This window comes from Phycicoccus sp., assembly GCF_035325325.1.
Classification (GTDB): Bacteria; Actinomycetota; Actinomycetes; order Actinomycetales; family Dermatophilaceae; genus Phycicoccus.
The window spans coordinates 98,078-115,530 of record NZ_DAOLAC010000001.1 but is presented as its reverse complement, the minus strand read 5'-3'; the positions used below and the strand labels follow the sequence as shown (position 1 = coordinate 115,530).

19 protein-coding genes are annotated in these 17,453 nt (G+C 73.5%); 6 read left to right on the top strand and 13 right to left on the bottom strand.

The window, feature by feature from the left end:
• Positions 1–35: 35 nt before the first annotated feature.
• The 3 genes from PKA89_RS00555 to PKA89_RS00545 form a co-directional block, all read right to left on the bottom strand.
• A complete protein-coding gene (locus tag PKA89_RS00555; RefSeq protein ID WP_324415520.1) occupies positions 36–761 on the bottom strand; it encodes a hypothetical protein in 726 nt (241 codons plus the stop codon).
• Positions 762–919: 158 nt separating this feature from the next.
• Positions 920–2,257 (bottom strand): PhoH family protein, encoded by a 1,338-nt coding sequence (locus PKA89_RS00550; RefSeq protein ID WP_324415518.1) that lies wholly within the window; start codon positions 2,255–2,257, stop codon positions 920–922.
• A gap of 229 nt (positions 2,258–2,486) precedes the next feature.
• Positions 2,487–3,251, bottom strand: a complete 765-nt coding sequence (locus PKA89_RS00545; protein ID WP_324415516.1) for an isoprenyl transferase — start codon at positions 3,249–3,251, stop codon at positions 2,487–2,489.
• 162 nt (positions 3,252–3,413) lie between these two features.
• On the opposite strand from PKA89_RS00545, the gene PKA89_RS00540 reads away from it, so the two are divergent.
• The gene (locus PKA89_RS00540) at positions 3,414–4,130 is read left to right on the top strand and encodes a hemolysin III family protein (RefSeq protein WP_324415514.1); all 717 of its coding nucleotides are present in this window, start codon (positions 3,414–3,416) and stop codon (positions 4,128–4,130) included.
• 22 nt (positions 4,131–4,152) lie between these two features.
• On the opposite strand, the gene PKA89_RS00535 is transcribed toward PKA89_RS00540, so the two are convergent.
• A complete protein-coding gene (locus PKA89_RS00535) occupies positions 4,153–4,482 on the bottom strand; it encodes a hypothetical protein (RefSeq protein WP_324415512.1) in 330 nt (109 codons plus the stop codon).
• Positions 4,479–5,417 carry a mycothiol conjugate amidase Mca gene (mca, locus tag PKA89_RS00530; RefSeq protein ID WP_324415510.1) on the bottom strand — a complete coding sequence of 313 codons (939 nt, stop codon included), beginning with the start codon at positions 5,415–5,417 and terminating at the stop codon, positions 4,479–4,481. The genes PKA89_RS00535 and mca overlap by 4 nt, the downstream gene beginning before the upstream one ends.
• 90 nt (positions 5,418–5,507) lie before the next feature.
• Between mca and PKA89_RS00525 the strand changes: the two genes are divergently transcribed.
• Positions 5,508–5,882 carry a DUF4307 domain-containing protein gene (locus PKA89_RS00525; RefSeq protein ID WP_324415508.1) on the top strand — a complete coding sequence of 125 codons (375 nt, stop codon included), beginning with the start codon at positions 5,508–5,510 and terminating at the stop codon, positions 5,880–5,882.
• A 175-nt stretch (positions 5,883–6,057) separates the two neighbouring features.
• The gene (gene greA / locus PKA89_RS00520) at positions 6,058–6,543 is read left to right on the top strand and encodes a transcription elongation factor GreA (protein ID WP_324415506.1); all 486 of its coding nucleotides are present in this window, start codon (positions 6,058–6,060) and stop codon (positions 6,541–6,543) included.
• A gap of 412 nt (positions 6,544–6,955) precedes the next feature.
• On the opposite strand, the gene PKA89_RS00515 is transcribed toward greA, so the two are convergent.
• From PKA89_RS00515 to PKA89_RS00490, 6 genes are read right to left on the bottom strand one after another with little or no spacing between them, the layout of a single operon-like run.
• Positions 6,956–7,798, bottom strand: a complete 843-nt coding sequence (locus PKA89_RS00515; protein WP_324415504.1) for a PhzF family phenazine biosynthesis protein — start codon at positions 7,796–7,798, stop codon at positions 6,956–6,958.
• A gap of 4 nt (positions 7,799–7,802) precedes the next feature.
• Complete coding sequence (locus tag PKA89_RS00510) at positions 7,803–8,648, bottom strand: ABC transporter permease (protein WP_324415502.1); 846 nt, start codon at positions 8,646–8,648, stop codon at positions 7,803–7,805.
• On the bottom strand, positions 8,645–9,640 hold the full coding sequence (locus tag PKA89_RS00505) for an ATP-binding cassette domain-containing protein (protein WP_324415500.1): 996 nt from the start codon (positions 9,638–9,640) through the stop codon (positions 8,645–8,647). The genes PKA89_RS00510 and PKA89_RS00505 overlap by 4 nt, the downstream gene beginning before the upstream one ends.
• Positions 9,641–9,672: 32 nt before the next feature.
• Entirely contained in the window at positions 9,673–10,989 is a 1,317-nt protein-coding gene (locus PKA89_RS00500) for a glutamate mutase L (protein WP_324415498.1), read from the bottom strand.
• Positions 10,990–11,024: 35 nt separating this feature from the next.
• Positions 11,025–12,203 (bottom strand): cystathionine gamma-synthase, encoded by a 1,179-nt coding sequence (locus PKA89_RS00495; RefSeq protein ID WP_324415496.1) that lies wholly within the window; start codon positions 12,201–12,203, stop codon positions 11,025–11,027.
• Positions 12,204–12,257: 54 nt separating this feature from the next.
• Entirely contained in the window at positions 12,258–13,265 is a 1,008-nt protein-coding gene (locus tag PKA89_RS00490) for a GNAT family N-acetyltransferase (RefSeq protein WP_324415494.1), read from the bottom strand.
• A gap of 37 nt (positions 13,266–13,302) precedes the next feature.
• Here PKA89_RS00490 and msrA point away from each other — a divergent pair, with 37 nt between their 5' ends.
• Positions 13,303–13,998, top strand: a complete 696-nt coding sequence (gene msrA, locus PKA89_RS00485) for a peptide-methionine (S)-S-oxide reductase MsrA (RefSeq protein ID WP_324415492.1) — start codon at positions 13,303–13,305, stop codon at positions 13,996–13,998.
• Positions 13,999–14,058: 60 nt separating this feature from the next.
• Positions 14,059–14,469 carry an NAD(+)--rifampin ADP-ribosyltransferase gene (gene arr, locus PKA89_RS00480; protein WP_324415490.1) on the top strand — a complete coding sequence of 137 codons (411 nt, stop codon included), beginning with the start codon at positions 14,059–14,061 and terminating at the stop codon, positions 14,467–14,469.
• 82 nt (positions 14,470–14,551) lie between these two features.
• Here the strand turns inward: arr and PKA89_RS00475 are convergent, their stop codons facing one another.
• Both PKA89_RS00475 and PKA89_RS00470 read right to left on the bottom strand, forming a co-directional pair.
• Positions 14,552–16,231, bottom strand: a complete 1,680-nt coding sequence (locus tag PKA89_RS00475) for an MDR family MFS transporter (protein WP_324415487.1) — start codon at positions 16,229–16,231, stop codon at positions 14,552–14,554.
• Positions 16,228–16,737, bottom strand: coding sequence for a MarR family winged helix-turn-helix transcriptional regulator (locus PKA89_RS00470; RefSeq protein WP_324415485.1), 510 nt, complete (start codon positions 16,735–16,737; stop codon positions 16,228–16,230). The genes PKA89_RS00475 and PKA89_RS00470 overlap by 4 nt, the downstream gene beginning before the upstream one ends.
• 61 nt (positions 16,738–16,798) lie before the next feature.
• Between PKA89_RS00470 and PKA89_RS00465 the strand changes: the two genes are divergently transcribed.
• Positions 16,799–17,434, top strand: a complete 636-nt coding sequence (locus PKA89_RS00465; protein WP_324415483.1) for a TetR family transcriptional regulator — start codon at positions 16,799–16,801, stop codon at positions 17,432–17,434.
• Positions 17,435–17,453: the final 19 nt, after the last annotated feature.

The following is a 17,453-nucleotide window of genomic DNA, read 5'->3' as shown; positions in this document are numbered from 1 at the left end:
GCACGGGCCGGGGGCGTGGAGGTCGTCGGGCGGGCTCAGTACCAGTGCGGCGAACGCGCCTGCCACTGCGAGAGGGCGTTGCACGGGCTGCCGTACGAGCGCTTGATGTAGTCGAGGCCCCACTTGATCTGGGTCACCGGGTTGGTCCGCCAGTCGGAGGAGACGGTGGCCATCTTGTTGCCCGGGAGCGACTGCGGGATGCCGTAGGCGCCGGACGAGGAGTTCGAGGCCCACCAGCGCCAGTCGCTCTCGCCGGTCCACAGCTGCTCGAGGCAGCCCCACTGGCCGTCACCGAAGCCGTACTCGGGCAGCAGCAGGCGGGCCACGGCCTTGGGGTCCTCCTGGGCGTTCTCGAGGACCTTCTGCCGCTCGGCGGCCCGGGCGGCGCGGACGGCGGCCTCCCGACGCTTCTTCGCGAGGGCGGCCGCCTGGGCCCGCTCGGCCTCGGCGACCCGGGCGGCGACGACCGAGCGCTGCGCGTTGGTCGCGGAGCGGTCGGCGGCGACCCTGGCGGCGTCCTGGAGGGCGACCTGGCTCTCCTCCGTGGAGGCGGCGGTCGTCGTGCCGTCGACCGCGAGCGACAGCGGGTCGGCGTTGGCGGTGTCCTCGAAGGCCCCGCTCACCGCGACACCGCTGGTGACGACGGCGGCGACGAGGCTGGTCGAGACGAGCGGACGGCCCACGACCGACACGGCGGTGCGCCCCAGCGACCGCTTGGCGGCGGCGTGGCGCGGGGCGTGACGCGGGGTGTAGCGGGCCATACGGGACGAACGGACCTTCCAGGGGTGGGCGCCCGTGGGCGTGGTCGGTCCACGACAGGGCGTTACGGAATCGAGACCTTAGCCTAGGGAAGGACCGCCCGGAGTCGAAATCGACCCCTGAGCATCCCCTCAGACGAGCAGGTCACCGGCCGTTCGGCCTACACCTCGAGACCCTCCAGCAGGTCGGTCACGAGCGCGGCGATGGGGCTGCGCTCGGAGCGGGTGAGCGTCACGTGGGCGAACAGCGGGTGCCCCTTGAGCGCCTCGACGACGGCGACGACACCGTCGTGCCGCCCGACCCGCAGGTTGTCGCGCTGCGCCACGTCGTGGGTGAGGACGACCTTGGAGTTCTGCCCGATCCGGGAGAGCACGGTGAGCAGGACGTTGCGCTCGAGGCTCTGCGCCTCGTCGACGATGACGAAGGCGTCGTGGAGGCTGCGGCCGCGGATGTGGGTCAGCGGCAGCACCTCGAGCATCCCGCGGTCGAGGACCTCCTCGACGACCTCGCGCGAGACGAGGGCCGAGAGGGTGTCGAAGACCGCCTGGCCCCACGGGTTCATCTTCTCGGCCTCAGAGCCCGGCAGGTAGCCGAGCTCCTGCCCGCCGACGGCGTAGAGCGGCCGGAACACGACGACCTTGCGCTGCTGGCGTCGCTCCATGACCGCCTCGAGCCCGGCGCACAGCGCGAGGGCCGACTTCCCGGTGCCGGCGCGACCGCCGAGGCTGACGATGCCGACGTCCGGGTCGAGGAGGAGGTCGAGGGCGATCCGCTGCTCGGCGCTGCGTCCGTGCAGCCCGAAGGCGTCGCGGTCGCCGCGCACCAGGCGCACCTGCTTGTCCGGACCGACCCGGCCCAGGCCCGAGCCCCGCGGCGAGATGAGCTTGAGGCCGGTGTGGCAGGGCAGCTCGCCGGCGGCGACGCTCTCGAGCCGTCCGTACTCGTAGAGGTGGTCCATCTCCTCGGTGCTGACGTCGAGCTCGGCCATGCCGGTCCAGCCGGACTCGACGGCGAGCTCGGCGCGGTACTCCTCGGCGTCGAGGCCGCACGCGGACGCCTTGACCCGCATCGGCAGGTCCTTGCTGACGACGGTGACGAGGTGGCCCTCGTTCGCGAGGTTGCGGGCGACCGCGAGGATGCGGGTGTCGTTGTCGCCGAGGCGGAAGCCGGCCGGCAGCGACATCGGGTCGGTGTGGTTCAGCTCGACGCGCAGCGTGCCGCCGACCTCGCCGACCTCGACCGGGGCGTCGAGGCGCCCAGCCTTGATCCGCAGGTCGTCGAGCATCCGCAGCGCGGTGCGGGCGAAGTAGCCGAGCTCGGGGTGGTGGCGCTTGGCCTCGAGCTCGGTGACGACGACGACCGGCAGGACCACCTCGTGCTCGGCGAAGCGGAGGATGGCCCTCGGGTCGCTCAGGAGCACCGAGGTGTCGAGCACGAAGGTCCGGCGCGGCTCCTTCCCCCGTCGCGTGGTGCCTGCGGTCCGCGTGCTCGTGGCCATGTGCCGCTCCTGGGTGGTCGAGGCTGAGGTGCGTGTCATCGACGCTACGACTCCCCCGAGCGTGGGGGTCGGGAGGTGGAGACCGGCGTGTCGTCGGTCTCGTGACTGGTGTGACCAGTGATGCGCCTGGGACGAAAAGTCACCCGTTCGTCACGGTCGTCCATCGGCCGTTCACCCGACCCGGGACCCGACCCAGGAGCGGCCGGGACCGGCTGCGGACCGGCTGCGGTCAGGCGCCGTAGCGGCGGTGCCGTTCGCCGTACGCGCGCAGCGCCCGGAGGAAGTCGACCTTGCGGAAGTCGGGCCAGAACGCCTCGCAGAAGTAGAACTCGCTGTGCGCGCTCTGCCAGAGCAGGAAGCCGGAGAGGCGCTGCTCTCCCGAGGTGCGGATCACGAGGTCCGGGTCGGGCTGGCCCTTGGTGTAGAGGTGTTCGGCGATGTGCTCGACGTCGATGACCTCGGCGAGCTCCTCGATGCTCGTGCCCCGGGTGGCGTGCTCGTGGAGCAGGCTGCGCACGGCATCCGCGATCTCGCGCCGGCCGCCGTACCCGACGGCCACGTTGACGAGCATCCCGTCGACGTCACGGGTGCGCTCGGCCGCGGCCTTGAGCCGCTCGGCGGTGGCGGCGGGCAGCAGGTCGAGGGCGCCGACCGGGTTGACCCGGTACCGCAGCGTGGCGGCGATGGAGTCGACGGAGTCCTCGATGATGCCGAGCAGCGGGCTCAGCTCGCGCTCGGGACGGTTGAGGTTGTCGGTCGAGAGCAGCCACAGCGTGACGAGCTCGACACCCACCTCCTCGCACCAGGCGAGCAGGTTGAGGATGTTGTCCGCGCCGGCGCGGTGCCCCTCCTCGGTGCCGGCGCCGCGCAGCTTGGCCCAGCGGCGGTTGCCGTCGACGAGCACCCCGACGTGACGCGGGATGGGGGCGGAGCCGAGCTGGCGGGTCAGCCGCTTGGCGTACGCGGCGTACAGCACGTCGCTGAGCCGGCGCATCCTCCACGTCCTCCCACGTCCCGAGAGGGCCGCCGGGTGCTGCGCGGCCGTCGGGGCCACGCTACTCCCGGAGGGTGGACGACTCGTGCCGAGCGTGTGCCGGTCCGGTGCGGACATCCCGACGACGTCGTAACCTACGCTTGCGTAGGTTACGCTCGCGTCATGACGTCGACCCAGCCCGACCCGAGCCCCGAACCAAGGCGCCTCGAGGCCCTCGAGCAGCGCGTGGACGCCGCGCTCGCCCACGTCAAGCCCACGCTGCGCGGCTGGCTGCACGCCGGGATGACGCCCGTCGCCCTCGTCGCGGGCGTCCTGCTCGTCGTCCTCGCGACGACGACCGAGGGCAAGGTCTCCGCGGCCGTGTTCGCCGGCACCGCCGTCCTGCTCTTCGGCACCTCGGCGGTCTACCACCGCGGCACGTGGTCACCCCGGGTCGGTGGCGTCCTGCGCCGCCTCGACCACTCGAACATCTTCCTCATCATCGCCGGCAGCTACACGCCGTTCGCGCTGCTCCTGCCGACCGACCAGGCCCGCACGCTCCTGCTCATCGTCTGGAGCGGAGCGGTCCTCGGGGTCTGCTTCCGGGTCTTCTGGGCCGGCGCCCCGCGGTGGCTCTACGTCCCCGTCTACGTGATGCTCGGCTGGGTCGCCGTCTTCTACTTCGGCCCGCTCGTCGAGCACGTCGGTGGCGGCGTCATGGCGTGGGTCGTCACCGGCGGCGTGCTCTACAGCCTCGGGGCGCTCGTCTACGGCCTCAAGCGCCCCAACATCTCCCCGCGCTGGTTCGGCTTCCACGAGGTGTTCCACGCGCTGACCGTGCTCGCGTTCGCCTCGCACTTCGTCGCGGCGTCGCTGGCGCTGACCGCCCCGACGGCCTGAGACCGTCGGCCCGGCGGACACGTCAGCCGGCCGGGCGCTCCGGGTCCTCGGGGCGCTCCGGGGCCACGGGACGCTCCGGGTCCTCGGGACGCTCCGGGGCCACGGCTCCGTCCGCGTCGGTCGAGGACACCGGCGGCGCGTCCTGCTCGTCGCGCCGAGGGGCCTGGGCGGCGACCTCGTCGGGGCCGGCCTGGGGCTCGTCCTTGCCGCGGTGGGCGGCCTGCTGCCGGTAGGACATCCGGCGCATCCGGGCGTTCATGTTCCGCATGAGGAACCACAGCGCGAGGGCGAGGACGACGAACGCGACGAAGGCGAGGAAGCCGGTCGAGACGTCGGGCGGGGAGTCGTTCATGCGGCACGCTCCGTGCGGGTGTCGAGGGCCAGGGTGAGGTCGCCGCGGGTCGCGAGCGCATCGGCCTCGGCGACGTCGGTGGGCAGGCCGGCGAAGAGGTCGTCCTCGCCCTCCAGGACCGGGACGTAGGACGCGGCCGCCTCGAACTCCTCGACCGGCCACACCTGCGCCTGCACGTCCCGGGGGACGTGGAACCACGAGCCGTCGGGGTCGACCTGCGTCGCGTGCGCGAGGAGGGCGGCGTCCCGGCGGTCGTACCACTGCGAGCACTCGACCCGGGTCGTCACGGTCCGTTCGGTGCGGTTCCAGTTCTCGAGCCACTCGGCGTACGGGCTCTCCTGCCCGAGGTCGAGGAGCGCCCCGTGGAAGGCCTCGATGCGGGCGCGGCTGAAGGTCTGGTTGTAGTAGAGCTTGAGCGGCTGCCACGGGGCGCCGGCGTCGGGGAAGCGGTCGGGGTCGCCGGCCGCCGCGAAGGCCGCGACCGAGACGTCGTGGCACATGACGTGGTCGGGGTGCGGGTAGCCGCCGTTCTCGTCGTACGTCGTCATGACGTGCGGGCGGAACCGGCGGATCTCGCGGACCAGCGCCTCGGTCGTCACCTCGAGCGGCTCGAGCGCGAAGCAGCCGTCGGGCAGGGGCGGCAGCGGGTCGCCCTCCGGGAGGCCGGAGTCGACGAACCCGAGCCAGGTGTGCTGGACACCGAGGATCTCCCGGGCACGCGCCATCTCGTCGCGGCGGACCTGCGCGAGGTCGCGGAGGATGTGGACGTCGTCCTTGAGCCGCGGGTTGAGGATGTCGCCACGCTCGCCCCCCGTGCAGGAGACGACGAGCACCTCGTGGCCGGCGTCGACGTACTTGGCCATCGTCGCCGCGCCCTTGCTCGACTCGTCGTCCGGGTGCGCGTGGACGCACATGAGCCGGAGCCGTTCGGACATGGGTGACCCTTCGCAGTGGTGGACCCGGGCGTACCCGAGAATGGACCGGAGCACATCCTCTCACTGCCCACCGACCCCTCGAGGAGCACCGTGCGCCTGCCCGACCCGAGCACGCCGGGCGGCCGTCGTGTCCTCCTCGGCTGGGCGGCCGTCGCGCTCGCCGTCGTCGCCGTCGCCTGGTACGGGTGGAGCGCCACCTCGGGCCAGGTGCGCCCCACGGTCACCGGCTACGAGGTGCGCTCGGACTCGCTGACCGTCGTCGGCTACGACCTCGTCCGTCCCGAGGGGGTCGCCGTCACCTGCCGCGTCGGTGCGCTCGACTCCTCGAAGGGCCGGGTCGGGGCGGTCGAGGACGACATCCCGGCCAGTGGGCCGGCGATCGTCCACCGGGTCGTCGAGGTGCGCACCAGCGCCCGAGCGGTGACCGGCGTCGTCGAGGCCTGTACGCGGGTCGGGGCGGGCTGACCTCCTCGAACGGATGTGACCGCAGCGCCCGGCGTTGCTAGACTGACGGCTTCCAGTTCGGGTCCGGTCCGACGAGCACGCCGAGAAGAGGCGGTCGGTCCGGGCCCGTTGCCGTAGCACCCTCGGCGCCACCCGCGAGGGTCCGGCCACCAACGCACGCAGGAGTTGATCACCCGTGACCGAGACGACGAACCAGAGCTACCTGACCCAGGCAGCGCACGACCGTCTCCAGGCCGAGCTCGAGGAGCTCTCGGGCCCTGGTCGCACCGAGATCGCCAAGCGCATCGAGGCCGCCCGCGAGGAGGGCGACCTCCGGGAGAACGGCGGCTACCACGCGGCCAAGGAGGAGCAGGGCAAGATGGAGGCCCGCATCCGCCAGCTGACCCAGCTGCTCGAGAACGCCATCATCGGCGAGACGCCGGCCGACGACGGGGTCGTCGAGCCCGGCATGATCGTCACCGTCGACATGTTCGGCGACGAGGAGCAGTTCCTCCTCGGCTCCCGCGAGATCACCGACTCCTCGATGCAGGTGTTCTCGGAGAAGTCGCCCATCGGCGCGGCCGTCAACGGCCACCAGGTCGGCGACACGGTCTCCTACGAGGCGCCGAACGGCAAGGCGATCGAGGTCAAGATCCTCAAGGCGACGCCCTACACCGGCTGAGCCCGGCCGCTCCGGCGGCGTGGTCTCGCCGTGCCGGCCTCACCCCGCCCTGCCGGCCTGACCCCGCCCTGCCGGCCTGAGCCCGCCGTGCCGGCCTGAGCCCGCCCTGCCGACCTGAGCCCGCCGCGCCGGGCCGCCAGGGCACCCCGGCAGGACGAGACCGCACCGGCCCCGCGCAGTCGACCCCACCTCACCCTGCCGCCCTCACCCCGCCGTGCCGGGCCGCCAGAGCACCCCGGCAGGACGAGACCGCACCGGCCGGGCGGGACCGCACCGGCCCGCGCAGTCGACCCCACCCCGCCCTGCCGCCCTCACCTCGCCATGCCGGCCTGACCCCGCCGTGCCGGGCCGCCAGGGCACCCCGGCAGGACGAGACCGCACCGGCCGGGCGGGACCGCGCGTGGGCCGGCGGTCAGCCGGGGCGCTGGCCGGTGAAGAGCGTGCGCGTGGCGCCGCCGACCCGGACGACGCCACCCTCGACGTCGACGTGCACCCGCCCCTCGCGGCCGAGCACGGTGCCCTGCGCCGCGACGTAGTGCTCCGGGGCATCACCGGCCGGGACGAGCCACTGCGCCAGGCCCGCGTTGAGGCTGCCGGTGACGGGGTCCTCGGCGAAGTCCCGCTCGTCGGAGTAGAAGGCCCGCACCTCGAACCCGACGCCGTCCTCGCGAACCCCGTCGGGATAGGCGGCGACGAGGCCGGCCTTCATCCCCGAGGCCCGGACCCGGTCGGGCACGGCGCCGAGCACGGCCTCCGGGGAGCGCAGGAGGATGCCGAGCCAGCCCGGTCCGTTGTCGACCCACGCGGCGTCGACGACGTCCGCCGCGGCGACGCCGAGGGCGCCGGCCACCCGGGACAGCTCCGCGGGCTCGACCGGTCCGGAGCGCACGAGCGGCGGCGCGGCGAACGCCAGCCGGTCCCCCGACCGGTGCACCTCGACGAGACCCGCGCCGCACTCCTGCACCACGACGTCGGGTCGGTCCGGCAGACCCCCGGCCTCGAGCCACGCGTGCGCGCTGCCGAGGGTCGGGTGTCCGGCGAACGGCAGCTCGCCGCCGGTCGTCCAGATGCGCACGGCGTAGTCGGCGCCCGGGGCGGTCGGCGCCGTGAGGAAGGTGGTCTCCGACAGGTTGGTCCAGCGGGCGACGGCGAGCATCTCGTCGTCGGTCATCGCGTCCGCGTCGTGGAACACCGCGAGGGCGTTGCCGCGGAACGGCGTCTCGGAGAAGACGTCGACGAAACGGACGGCCGGCACCGCGTCAGTCCCTCGTGCGGTTGACGAAGGAACGGACGGCCAGCGGAGCCAGGACCGCCGAGAGCGCGACCGACCAGATGACCGTCGTGAGGACCGGGTGCTGGAGGGGCAGCGCGGCGTCGACCGGGGCGGGCATCCCGCCGTCGTTGCCCCAGAGCTCGCGCAGCGACTGGACGAGCGCGCTGATCGGGTTCCACTCGGCGAGGAAACGCAACCAGTCGGGCATCGGCTCGGTGCGAGCGAAGGCGTTCGACAGGAATGTGATCGGGAAGACGGTCGTGAACATGACGCCCTGCACGGCCTCGACCGAGCGCAGGGCCGAGCCGCAGAGGATGCCGACCCAGATCATCGCGAAGCCGAAGAGCAGGAGCAGCCCGTAGCCGGCCAGCCCGCGCAGCACCCCGTCGTTGATGCCCCAGCCCACGAACAGGCCGGTCACCGACATGACGACGATGCCGATCATCGAGTGGATGAGGCTGGAGACGCTGCGGGCGACGACGACCGAGGACCGCCCGATCGGCAGCGCCCGGAAGCGGTCGACGATGCCCTTGCCGAGGTCGGTGTTGAGGCCGATGGCGACGATGAACGCGCTGAAGGTCATCGTCTGCGCCATGATCCCCGGCAGCAGCCACTCCTTGTAGTCGACGCCCGGCACCGAGATGGAGCCGCCGAACACGAACGCGAAGAGCAGCACGAACATCACCGGCTGGATCGTGACGTCGGTGAGCATCTCGGGCTGGCGCTTGATGTGGGTGAGGTTGCGGCGGACGAGGGCGCTCACCTGGCGCACCGGGCCGGTGCCCTGCGCGCTCGGGTGCACGGCGTGGAAGTGCTCCTGGGCGGTGGTCATCGGAGGGCCTCCTCGGCGCTCGGGTCGGCCGGTTCCGCCGGGGAGTCGGACTCGGCCCGGTGCCCGGTGAGGTGGAGGAAGACGTCGTCGAGGCTGGGCCGCTGGAGCCCGATGTCGTCGAGCTCGATGCCGGCGTCGTCGAGGCGTGCGGCGATGCGGGTGAGCGCGCCGACGCCCTCCGCGGGGGCCGCGATGCGGCGCGCGTCGCGGTCGAGGTGGATCTCGCCGACCTCGGCCCGGACGATCTCGGCCGCCTGCTCGACGGCATCGGGACGGCTGACCGCGACGACGAGGCTGGCCTTGCCGGAGCGGTCCTTGAGCTCGAGGGGCGTGCCGTCGGCGATGACGCGGCCGTGGTCGACGACGACGATGCGGTCGGCGAGCTGGTCGGCCTCGTCGAGGTACTGGGTGGTGAGGAAGAGGGTCGTGCCGTCGCGGACGAGGTCGCGCAGGACGCCCCAGAGCTCGACCCGGCTGCGGGGGTCGAGGCCGGTCGTCGGCTCGTCGAGGAAGAGGACGGGCGGTGTGGCGACGAGGCTGGCGGCGAGGTCGAGCCGGCGCCGCATCCCGCCCGAGTAGTCCTTGACCACCTTGGTGGCGGCCTCGGTGAGGGAGAACCGCTCGAGGAGCTCGTCGGCCACGCGGCGCACGGTGGCGCGGTCGAGCCCGTAGAGGTCGCCGACGAGGCGGAGGTTCTCGCGGCCGGTGAGCAGCTCGTCGACGGTGGCCGACTGGGCGGTGAGCCCCATCCGGCGGCGCACCGCGTCGGCGTCGCGGACGACGTCGAGGCCGGCGACCCGGGCCGTGCCGCTCGTCGGGCGGGAGAGCGTGGTCATCATCCGGACCGTGGTCGTCTTGCCGGCGCCGTTCGGGCCGAGCATCGAGAAGACGGAGCCCTCGGGCACCGTGAAGCTCACGCCGTCGACGGCGGTGAAGTCGCCGAAGGTCTTGACGAGGTCGACGGCCTCGATGGCCGCGCCGGTGGTGGTCATGCACAGACCGTAGGGAAGGACGCCGACAGACGTCACCCCGGTTTCGGCGCCAGCCCCGTGACCAGCGCCGACGCACGGTCGGGGTCGGTCGGCGCGAGGAGCCCGGCGGCGAAGAGGACGTAGTCGTGGTCGACGGCGACCGCCGCCCGGTCGGGGACGCGCCAGCCCCCACCGTGGTCGGCGAGGGCGGCGGCGAGCACCCGTTCGGCGACACCGTCCGGCGCGTGCCGCAGCACCCCACCGGAGCCGACGAGCAGGCCGACGTCGGCGAGCGGGCGGGGCCGTTCCCCCGGAGCCGGCCGACCGTGGCGGCGCAGCGCCACGGTGACGGCGGTCCTCGCCAGCGCCTCCTCCGCGGCCCACTCGCCGGCGTCTCGCGCGACGGTGCCGGGCTCGGCGGACACCCGGGCGGCGTGCCGCACGACCTCGGCGGCGAGGGGCAGCCGCTCCCGCTCGGCGGCCTCGACCACGCCCTCGGCGTTCCAGCGCATCCCCAGGTCGGCCTCGACGGTGCGCGCGTGCCACACCGTGCCGACGACCTCGCGGTGGATGGCGGCGTCCTCGCCCTGTGGCGTGAGGACGGAGTAGACGTCGGTGGTCGCGCCCCCCACGTCCACGACGAGCACGTCCTCACCCCGCGCGGCGGCCAGCACCTCGACCCCGCCGAGCACCGCGTCCGGGGTGGCGGCGCGGACCAGCTCGGCGAAGCCACGGCCGCGGGAGAGGCCCTTGCCGCCGATGACGTGGCGGAGGAAGACCTCGCGGATGGCGGCGCGCGCGGCATCCGGCGCGACCTCCCCGATGCGGGGCAGGACGTTGGCGGTCACCGCGAAGCGGCGGCCGGTGGCCTCGAGCTCGGCGGCCGCGGCGTCGGCGGCGTCCGCGTTGCCCGCGACGACGACGGGCGCCGCGACGCGGCCGCGGGCCAGGCGGCGGGCGTTGTGGAGGAGGACGTCGGCGTTGCCGCCGTCGGTGCCGCCGACGAGGAGGACCAGGTCCGGGCGCGCGGCGCGCAGGGCCGTGACGTCCGCGCCGGTCATCGGGCCGGAGGCCACGTGGACCACCCGGGCGCCGGCCGAGAGGCCGACCCGGAAGGCGGCCTCCGCCGTCACCTCGCGCTCGTAGCCGACGACGGCGAGCCGCAGGCCGCCCCCGGCGCTGGAGCACAGGACCGTCTGCTCCGGGTCACGGGGCACGCCGAGCTCGGCACGCACGGCGTCGACGCCGTCCATGACGTCGGTCGCGACCGTCGTCGGGTGAGACGCCCGGCCGAGCACCTCGCCGTCGTCGCCGACGAGCAGCGCCTTGGTGAAGGTCGAGCCGACGTCGACGCACAGGACCGCACCCACGGAGCCCGACCCTAGTGGCCGGTGCACCAGGTCGGTCAGGTGAGGCGGTCGAGCGCCTGACGGAGGTCGGCGACGAGGTCCTCGACGTCCTCGATGCCGACCGACAGGCGGACGAGGTCGGCGGGCACCTCGAGCTCGGTGCCGGCGACGGAGGCATGGGTCATCCGGCCGGGGTGCTCGATGAGCGACTCGACCCCGCCCAGCGACTCCCCGAGGGTCCAGAGCTGCGTCTCGCCGCAGACCTTGGCCGCGACGTCCTCGCCGCCGCGCACCCGGAACGCGACCATGCCGCCGAAGCGCCTCATCTGGCGCGCGGCGACGTCGTGGTTCGGGTGGTCCGGCAGGCCCGGGTAGTGCACGGAGGTGACGCCCGGGTGCGCCTGGAGGAAGTCCACGACGGCCTCGGCGTTGTCGCAGTGGCGCTCCATCCGGACCGCGAGCGTCTTGAGCCCGCGCAGCACCAGCCACGCGTCGAACGGGCCGGCGACGGCACCCATCGAGTTCTGGTGGAAGGCAACGCGTTCCGCGACGGACTCGCCGTCCCGTGTCTGCGCGCCGGCTGCGACGACGACCGCGCCCCCGACGACGTCGCTGTGCCCCCCCGCGTACTTGGTCGTCGAGTGGACGACGACGTCGGCGCCGAGCGCGATCGGGTTCTGCAGGTACGGGGAGGCGAAGGTGTTGTCGACTACGAGGAGCGCGCCGGCCGCGTGGGCGACCTCGGCGATCGCCGCGACGTCGGCGATGCCGAGCAGGGGGTTGGTCGGCGTCTCGACCCACACCATCCGGGTCTCCGGACGCATCGCCGCCCGCACCGACTCGACGTCGGCGACCCTCGCGATGGAGTGCTCGACGCCCCACGCCCGGACGACGCGGTTGAACAGCCGGTAGGTGCCGCCGTACGCGTCGGACGGGACGACGACGTGGTCACCGGGCGAGAGGAGGGCCCGCAGCACGGTGTCCTCACCGGCGAGGCCGCTGGCGAACGCGAAACCGCGCTCACCGCCCTCCAGCGCGGCGATGCACTCCTCGAGCGCGGTGCGCGTCGGGTTGGCCGAGCGGGAGTACTCGTAGCCGCCGCGGAGCCCGCCGACGCCGTCCTGCTTGTAGGTGCTCACCTGGTGGATCGGCGGGACCACGGCACCGGTCGTCGGGTCGGGCTCCTGCCCGGCGTGGATGGCGCGGGAGGAGAAGCCGAGGTGCTCGAGAGTCATGCCCACGAGCGTAGGGGCCGCCGGGGTCGGGCCGGGACCGCGGGGGGCGGACCGTCATCCGCCGAGGTGCCGCTGCCAGGTGCGCAGCCGCCCGCTGGGACGGAACCCCATCGCGGTGTTGACGGCGAGCATGTGGGCGTTCTCCACGGCGTTCCAGGTGCGGACGGTGCGCACCTCCGGCAGACGCTCGGCGAGCACCCTCAGGTTGGCGAGCTTGAGGGCGAGGCCGAGCCCGTGGCCTCGGTGCTCCCGGATCACGAGGGTGTCGTGCTGGAAGGCCAGCGCCGGTGCGTGCCCGGGCACCTGGATGCTCGTGTAGCCGACGAGCCGGCCGCTGCCGAGGTCGCGGGCGAAGGACGACACGATCCGGCGCCCCATCGCCCGGGTGCGCTCGTCCTCGCCCCGGACGCGGTCCTCGTCCCACGCCTCCTCGCCGAGCTCGAGCTCGCCGAGCGGGACGTCGGTCGACATCCGGCGGGCCAACAGGGCACGGTCGGCGAGGTCGGCCTCGGGCATCTCGTCGACGTGGGTCTCGAGACGGTACCCGGTCGCGACGGCCGGCTCGGGCAGCATCGTGCCGTCGACGGCGAGGTCGGAGCGCAGCACGGTCTGGGCCGGCTCGAAACCGTGCCGACGCACCCACGGCTCGTGGGGGTCCTCGTCGGAGTCGGGGCCCCACTGGGTCTCGGCGTGGAGCACCGTGCGTCCCAGTCCACGGGCGGCCTCCACCGCCCACGCCGCCAGCGCGTCACCGGTGCCCCGGCGGCGCGCCCCGGGCAGCACGGAGACGTACAGCAGCGCGACCTCGGGGTTGTCGCGGAGCGAGGCGATGACGCCCGCCGCCCCCACCGGCTCACCGGCGTCGAGCGCCAGCACCTGGACGCGCCTCTTCGAGGCCGAGCCCTCGAGCTCGCGCAGCTCGGCGGCGCTCCACGCATCGTGGTCCTCGCCCTGGTCGTGCCGGGCGGCGGCCTCCAGCACCCCGGCCCACGCGTCGAAGCGCGCGACCGCCTCCGGGTCGGTGTCGAGGCCGGAGACGGGGACGAGGTCGGGGATGGTCACGAGGAACACCGTGCCATCCCCTGCCGTTGGACCCGACATGCTTTTCGGCTCCCGCGCGAAGACCACCCTCCCGACCCGCGAGGAGGCCCTGCCGGGCCGCGACCACCGGGTCTTCACCGTGCCCGCGACCCACGAGGTGCTCGGCACGCCGCTCGAGGGCCCGTGGCCCGACGGCACCGAGGTCCTCTACGTCGCGATGGGCTGCTTCTGGGGCGTCGAGCGCATCTTCTGGAAGCTCCCCGGCGTCGTGACGACGGCCGCCGGCTACATGGGCGGCTTCACCCCGAACCCGACCTACGAGGAGACGTGCACCGGTCTCACGGGTCACGCCGAGGCGGTGCTCGTCGCCTACGACCCGGCCGTCACCTCCCCCGAGCTGCTGCTCAAGGCGTTCTGGGAGAACCACGACCCGACCCAGGGCAACCGGCAGTACAACGACGTCGGCACCGCCTACCGATCGGCGATCTTCACGACGACGCCCGGCCAGGCCGCGGCCGCCGAGGCGACCCGCGAGGCCTTCCAGCGCGTCCTCACCCAGGCCGGGCGCGGCACCATCACCACGACGATCGCGAGCGCCGAGCAGGCGGGGCCGTTCTGGTACGCCGAGGACTACCACCAGCAGTACCTCCACAAGAACCCCGGCGGCTACTGCAACCACGGCCCCAACGGGCTGATGTGCCCGGTCGGGGTGGCCAACCTCCCCGCGCAGACCGACGTCGTCCCGCCGTCCTGACCGCCGGCGCCACGCGACCCCTCCCGAGCGGAGGGGGTCTCGCCGTCCTACGCTGACCGGATGACCGGGGTGCTGGACGAGGGGCCGTTCTTCCACGGGACGAAGGCCGACGTGGGGGTCGGCGACCTGCTGACGGCCGGCTTCCGGTCGAACTACCGGCCCGAGGTGGTCATGAACCACGTCTACTTCACGGCCCTGGTCGCGGGGGCCGGGCTCGCCGCCGAGCTGGCCGCCGGGGAGGCGGAACCGCGCGTGTACGAGGTCGAGCCGGTCGGCGAGTTCGAGAACGACCCGAACGTCACCGACAAGAAGTTCCCCGGCAACCCGACGCGCTCCTACCGCAGCACCGAGCCGGTCCGGGTCGTCCGCGAGGTCGTCGACTGGCCCCGGCTCTCCCCTGAGGAGCTGCAGGGATGGCGGGACCGGCTCGCGACCATCCTCGCGGACGAGCGCGGAGAGATCATCAACTGACCGGCTGCTCCACCGGTCGAACGACGAGGACATGCCGTTGGACGTCGGTCCGAGACGGCATGTCCTCGTCGTTCGACCCGGTTCAGCGCACGGCGGGCTCCGGCTCCCTGCCGACCGGAGCGACCGCGGGGCGGTCCGGCACGTCGTCCGGCTCCGCGCTGCTCGAGCCCATCGCGTCGAGGAGCTCGTGCCCGGCCTCCTCGGCCACCTCGGCCGCCGAGGGCGCCTCGTGCGTCGAGTCGCGCAGCGGGATGGCCTTGATGGCCAGGGTCGCCAGCAGGACGAGGACGACGATGGGCAGGCCGATGAGGAAGACCTCGTGCAGCTGGTCGGCCAGGCCCTGGCGCACCGCGGTCGCGACGGCCGGCGGCAGCTGGGACAGCGCGGCCGGGTCGAGCACGGAGCCGGCGCTCGCCGCCCCCGCCGGCATCGAGGCCGCGGCCCCCGCCGGGAGGTGGGCGGCGATGGCCCCGCCGAGACCGCTGGTCAGCACGGTGCCGAAGACCGCGATGCCCACCGTCGACCCGACGTTGCGGAAGAACTGGCTCGAGGCCGTCGCCACCCCGAGGTCGCGCTTGGCGGCGGCGTTCTGGACGACGAGCGTGTACTGCTGCATCGCCATCCCGATCCCGACGCCGAGCACGACCATCGCGAGCGTGAGCTGGGTCTGGCTCGAGTCGAAGGTCAGCCTCGTCAGGAGCCAGATGCCGGCGCCCATGACGACGACGCCGAGGGCCATGAACGGCTTGTAGACCCCGGTGCGCGTGATGAGCAGCCCGGTGAGGATGCCCATGACGATGAGGCCGACCATGAGCGGCGCCAGGATGAGGCCGGAGTTCGTCGCGTCGACCCCGAGCACGCCCTGGGCGAAGACCGGGATGTAGATGATCGAGCCGAACATCACCATCGCGAGGCCGAAGCTCGCGAGGTTGGCGGCGGTGAAGATCCGGGAACGGAAGAGGCGCAGGGGGATCACCGGTTCCTCGGCACGGTTCTCGGCGAACACGAACGCGACCAGGCCCACGACGCCGACCACGTAGAGGCCGATGATGACGGCCGAGCCCCACGCGTAGGACGTGCCGCCCCACGAGGTGGCGAGCAGGATCGCGGTGAGCCCGACGGCCAGCGTGGCGATGCCGTAGCCGTCGACCTTCGCCTCGCGCCGCTCGTGCGGGAGGTGGAGGAACTTGATGATGAAGCCGGTCGCGACGACGCCGACCGGGATGCCGGCGAAGAAGAGCCAGCGCCAACCCCAGTGGTCGGTGATGAAGCCGCCGGCCAGGGGCCCGGCGACCGAGGTCACGCCGAAGACCGCGCCCATGAGGCCCTGGTACTTGCCGCGCTGACGCGGCGGGATGATGTCGCCGATGATGGTCTGCGACAGCGGCATCACCGTGCCCATGCCGAGTCCCTGGATGGCCCGGGCGGCGACGAGCACCCAGAACGACTGCGCCAGACCGGCGGTCAGCGAGCCGAGCATGAAGACGACGAGCCCGGCGAGGTAGAAGCCGCGGCGGCCGTAGAGGTCGGAGAACTTGCCGACGATGGGCACCGTGATGGCCGACACGAGGAGCGCTGCGGTGGCGACCCAGCTGTAGTGGTCCATCCCGCCGAGCTCGGAGACGATGCGCGGCATCGCCGGGCCGACGATGGTCTGGCTGATGGAGGCGACGAGCATCCCGAGCATCAGCCCGAGGAAGACGCGGGACGCCTCCGGGCTGAGCTTGTACGGCTGGCGGGCCGTGGTGGTCGCGGTGGTCATGCAGTGGTCCTCTCGGGGGTCGGGGTGCCGGTGGCGGCGGTGGCGTGGCCCGCGACGCTGCGGACGGGGTGGTCGTGGTCGGTCGCAACGCGCGCGAGCGAGGTCTGGAGCCGGCCGAGGAGGTCGGCGAGGGTGCGACGGTCGTCCTCGGGCCAGCCCTCGAGGGCGATGCCGACGAGCTCCTCGCGTCGGCGACGTTCCCCCGCGAGCACCTCGCGACCGGTCGGGGTGAGGCTGACGAGCTGGGCGCGTCGGTCCTCGGGGTCCGGGGTGCGCTCGAGGTAGCCGCGCTCGACGAGCGTGTGCACGCGGCGGCTCGTCGTCGACTGGTCGAGCCCGACGGCGTCCGCGAGCGCGCACGCGCGGCCGGGGCCCAGCTTCGCGGCGAGGGCGAGCAGTGTGTACTCGGGCCGGCTGACCGGACCCTCGACGACGTGCGCCCGGCTGAGCAGGCCGAACATCGCCGAGAGGTGCTCGGTGACGATGGGGTCGGCGGTTGCTTGCATGACACAAGCATATGCTTGTTTTGCAGTGACTGCAAGTTTGCTCCCGCTGCATACTGGTGCCATGACGACGGGCACCGCCGCCGACCCGGGCCCCGCCCCGGCCTCGGCGCCTCCCTCGCTCCGCGACCTCAAGAAGGAGCAGACCCGGGTTCGACTGCACACCGCGGCGGTCCGGCTCGCCCTCGACAAGGGCGTCCACGAGGTGACCGTCGAGGAGGTCGCGGCGGCCGCCGGCGTCTCCCCCCGGACCTTCTTCAACTACTACGCGACCAAGGAGGACGCGCTCGTCGGCGCCGACCCGTCGCGCACCGAGCTCCTGCGCGACGCCGTCCTCGCCCGGCCCGCCGACGAGCCGCCCGCCGTGGCCCTGCGGGCGACCCTCACCGAGCACGTCCTCGGCCTCGAGAAGGACCCCGAGCTGTGGCGGATGCGCCGTGAGCTGGCCCTGCGCTCCCCCGAGCTCGCCGCCCGGATCGCCGGCGCCGGGGACCGCCTGGAGTCCGCGCTCGTCGAGGCCGTCTACACGCGCACGGGCACCGACCCCGCCACCGACCTCGCGACCGGGCTCACCGCCCGGACGGCCATGGCGGCGCTGCGGGCGGCGTTCCACCAGCACCGGGTCGCAGGGTTCTCCGGCTCGCTCCTCGATCGCCTCGACGCCGCGTTCGACGCCGCTGGCCTCGGCTCGACCCCCTGAGCCCGACGCGGCGTCCTCG

Coding starts and splice junctions, on each gene's coding strand:
- PKA89_RS00555 (WP_324415520.1), bottom strand. CDS start 761: ATGGCCCGCTACACCCCGCGTCACGCCCCGCGCCACGCCGCCGCCAAG.
- PKA89_RS00550 (WP_324415518.1), bottom strand. CDS start 2,257: ATGGCCACGAGCACGCGGACCGCAGGCACCACGCGACGGGGGAAGGAG.
- PKA89_RS00545 (WP_324415516.1), bottom strand. CDS start 3,251: ATGCGCCGGCTCAGCGACGTGCTGTACGCCGCGTACGCCAAGCGGCTG.
- PKA89_RS00540 (WP_324415514.1), top strand. CDS start 3,414: ATGACGTCGACCCAGCCCGACCCGAGCCCCGAACCAAGGCGCCTCGAG.
- PKA89_RS00535 (WP_324415512.1), bottom strand. CDS start 4,482: ATGAACGACTCCCCGCCCGACGTCTCGACCGGCTTCCTCGCCTTCGTC.
- mca (WP_324415510.1), bottom strand. CDS start 5,417: ATGTCCGAACGGCTCCGGCTCATGTGCGTCCACGCGCACCCGGACGAC.
- PKA89_RS00510 (WP_324415502.1), bottom strand. CDS start 8,648: ATGACCACCGCCCAGGAGCACTTCCACGCCGTGCACCCGAGCGCGCAG.
- PKA89_RS00505 (WP_324415500.1), bottom strand. CDS start 9,640: ATGACCACCACCGGCGCGGCCATCGAGGCCGTCGACCTCGTCAAGACC.
- PKA89_RS00495 (WP_324415496.1), bottom strand. CDS start 12,203: ATGACTCTCGAGCACCTCGGCTTCTCCTCCCGCGCCATCCACGCCGGG.
- msrA (WP_324415492.1), top strand. CDS start 13,303: ATGCTTTTCGGCTCCCGCGCGAAGACCACCCTCCCGACCCGCGAGGAG.
- arr (WP_324415490.1), top strand. CDS start 14,059: ATGACCGGGGTGCTGGACGAGGGGCCGTTCTTCCACGGGACGAAGGCC.
- PKA89_RS00475 (WP_324415487.1), bottom strand. CDS start 16,231: ATGACCACCGCGACCACCACGGCCCGCCAGCCGTACAAGCTCAGCCCG.
- PKA89_RS00470 (WP_324415485.1), bottom strand. CDS start 16,737: ATGCAAGCAACCGCCGACCCCATCGTCACCGAGCACCTCTCGGCGATG.
- PKA89_RS00465 (WP_324415483.1), top strand. CDS start 16,799: ATGACGACGGGCACCGCCGCCGACCCGGGCCCCGCCCCGGCCTCGGCG.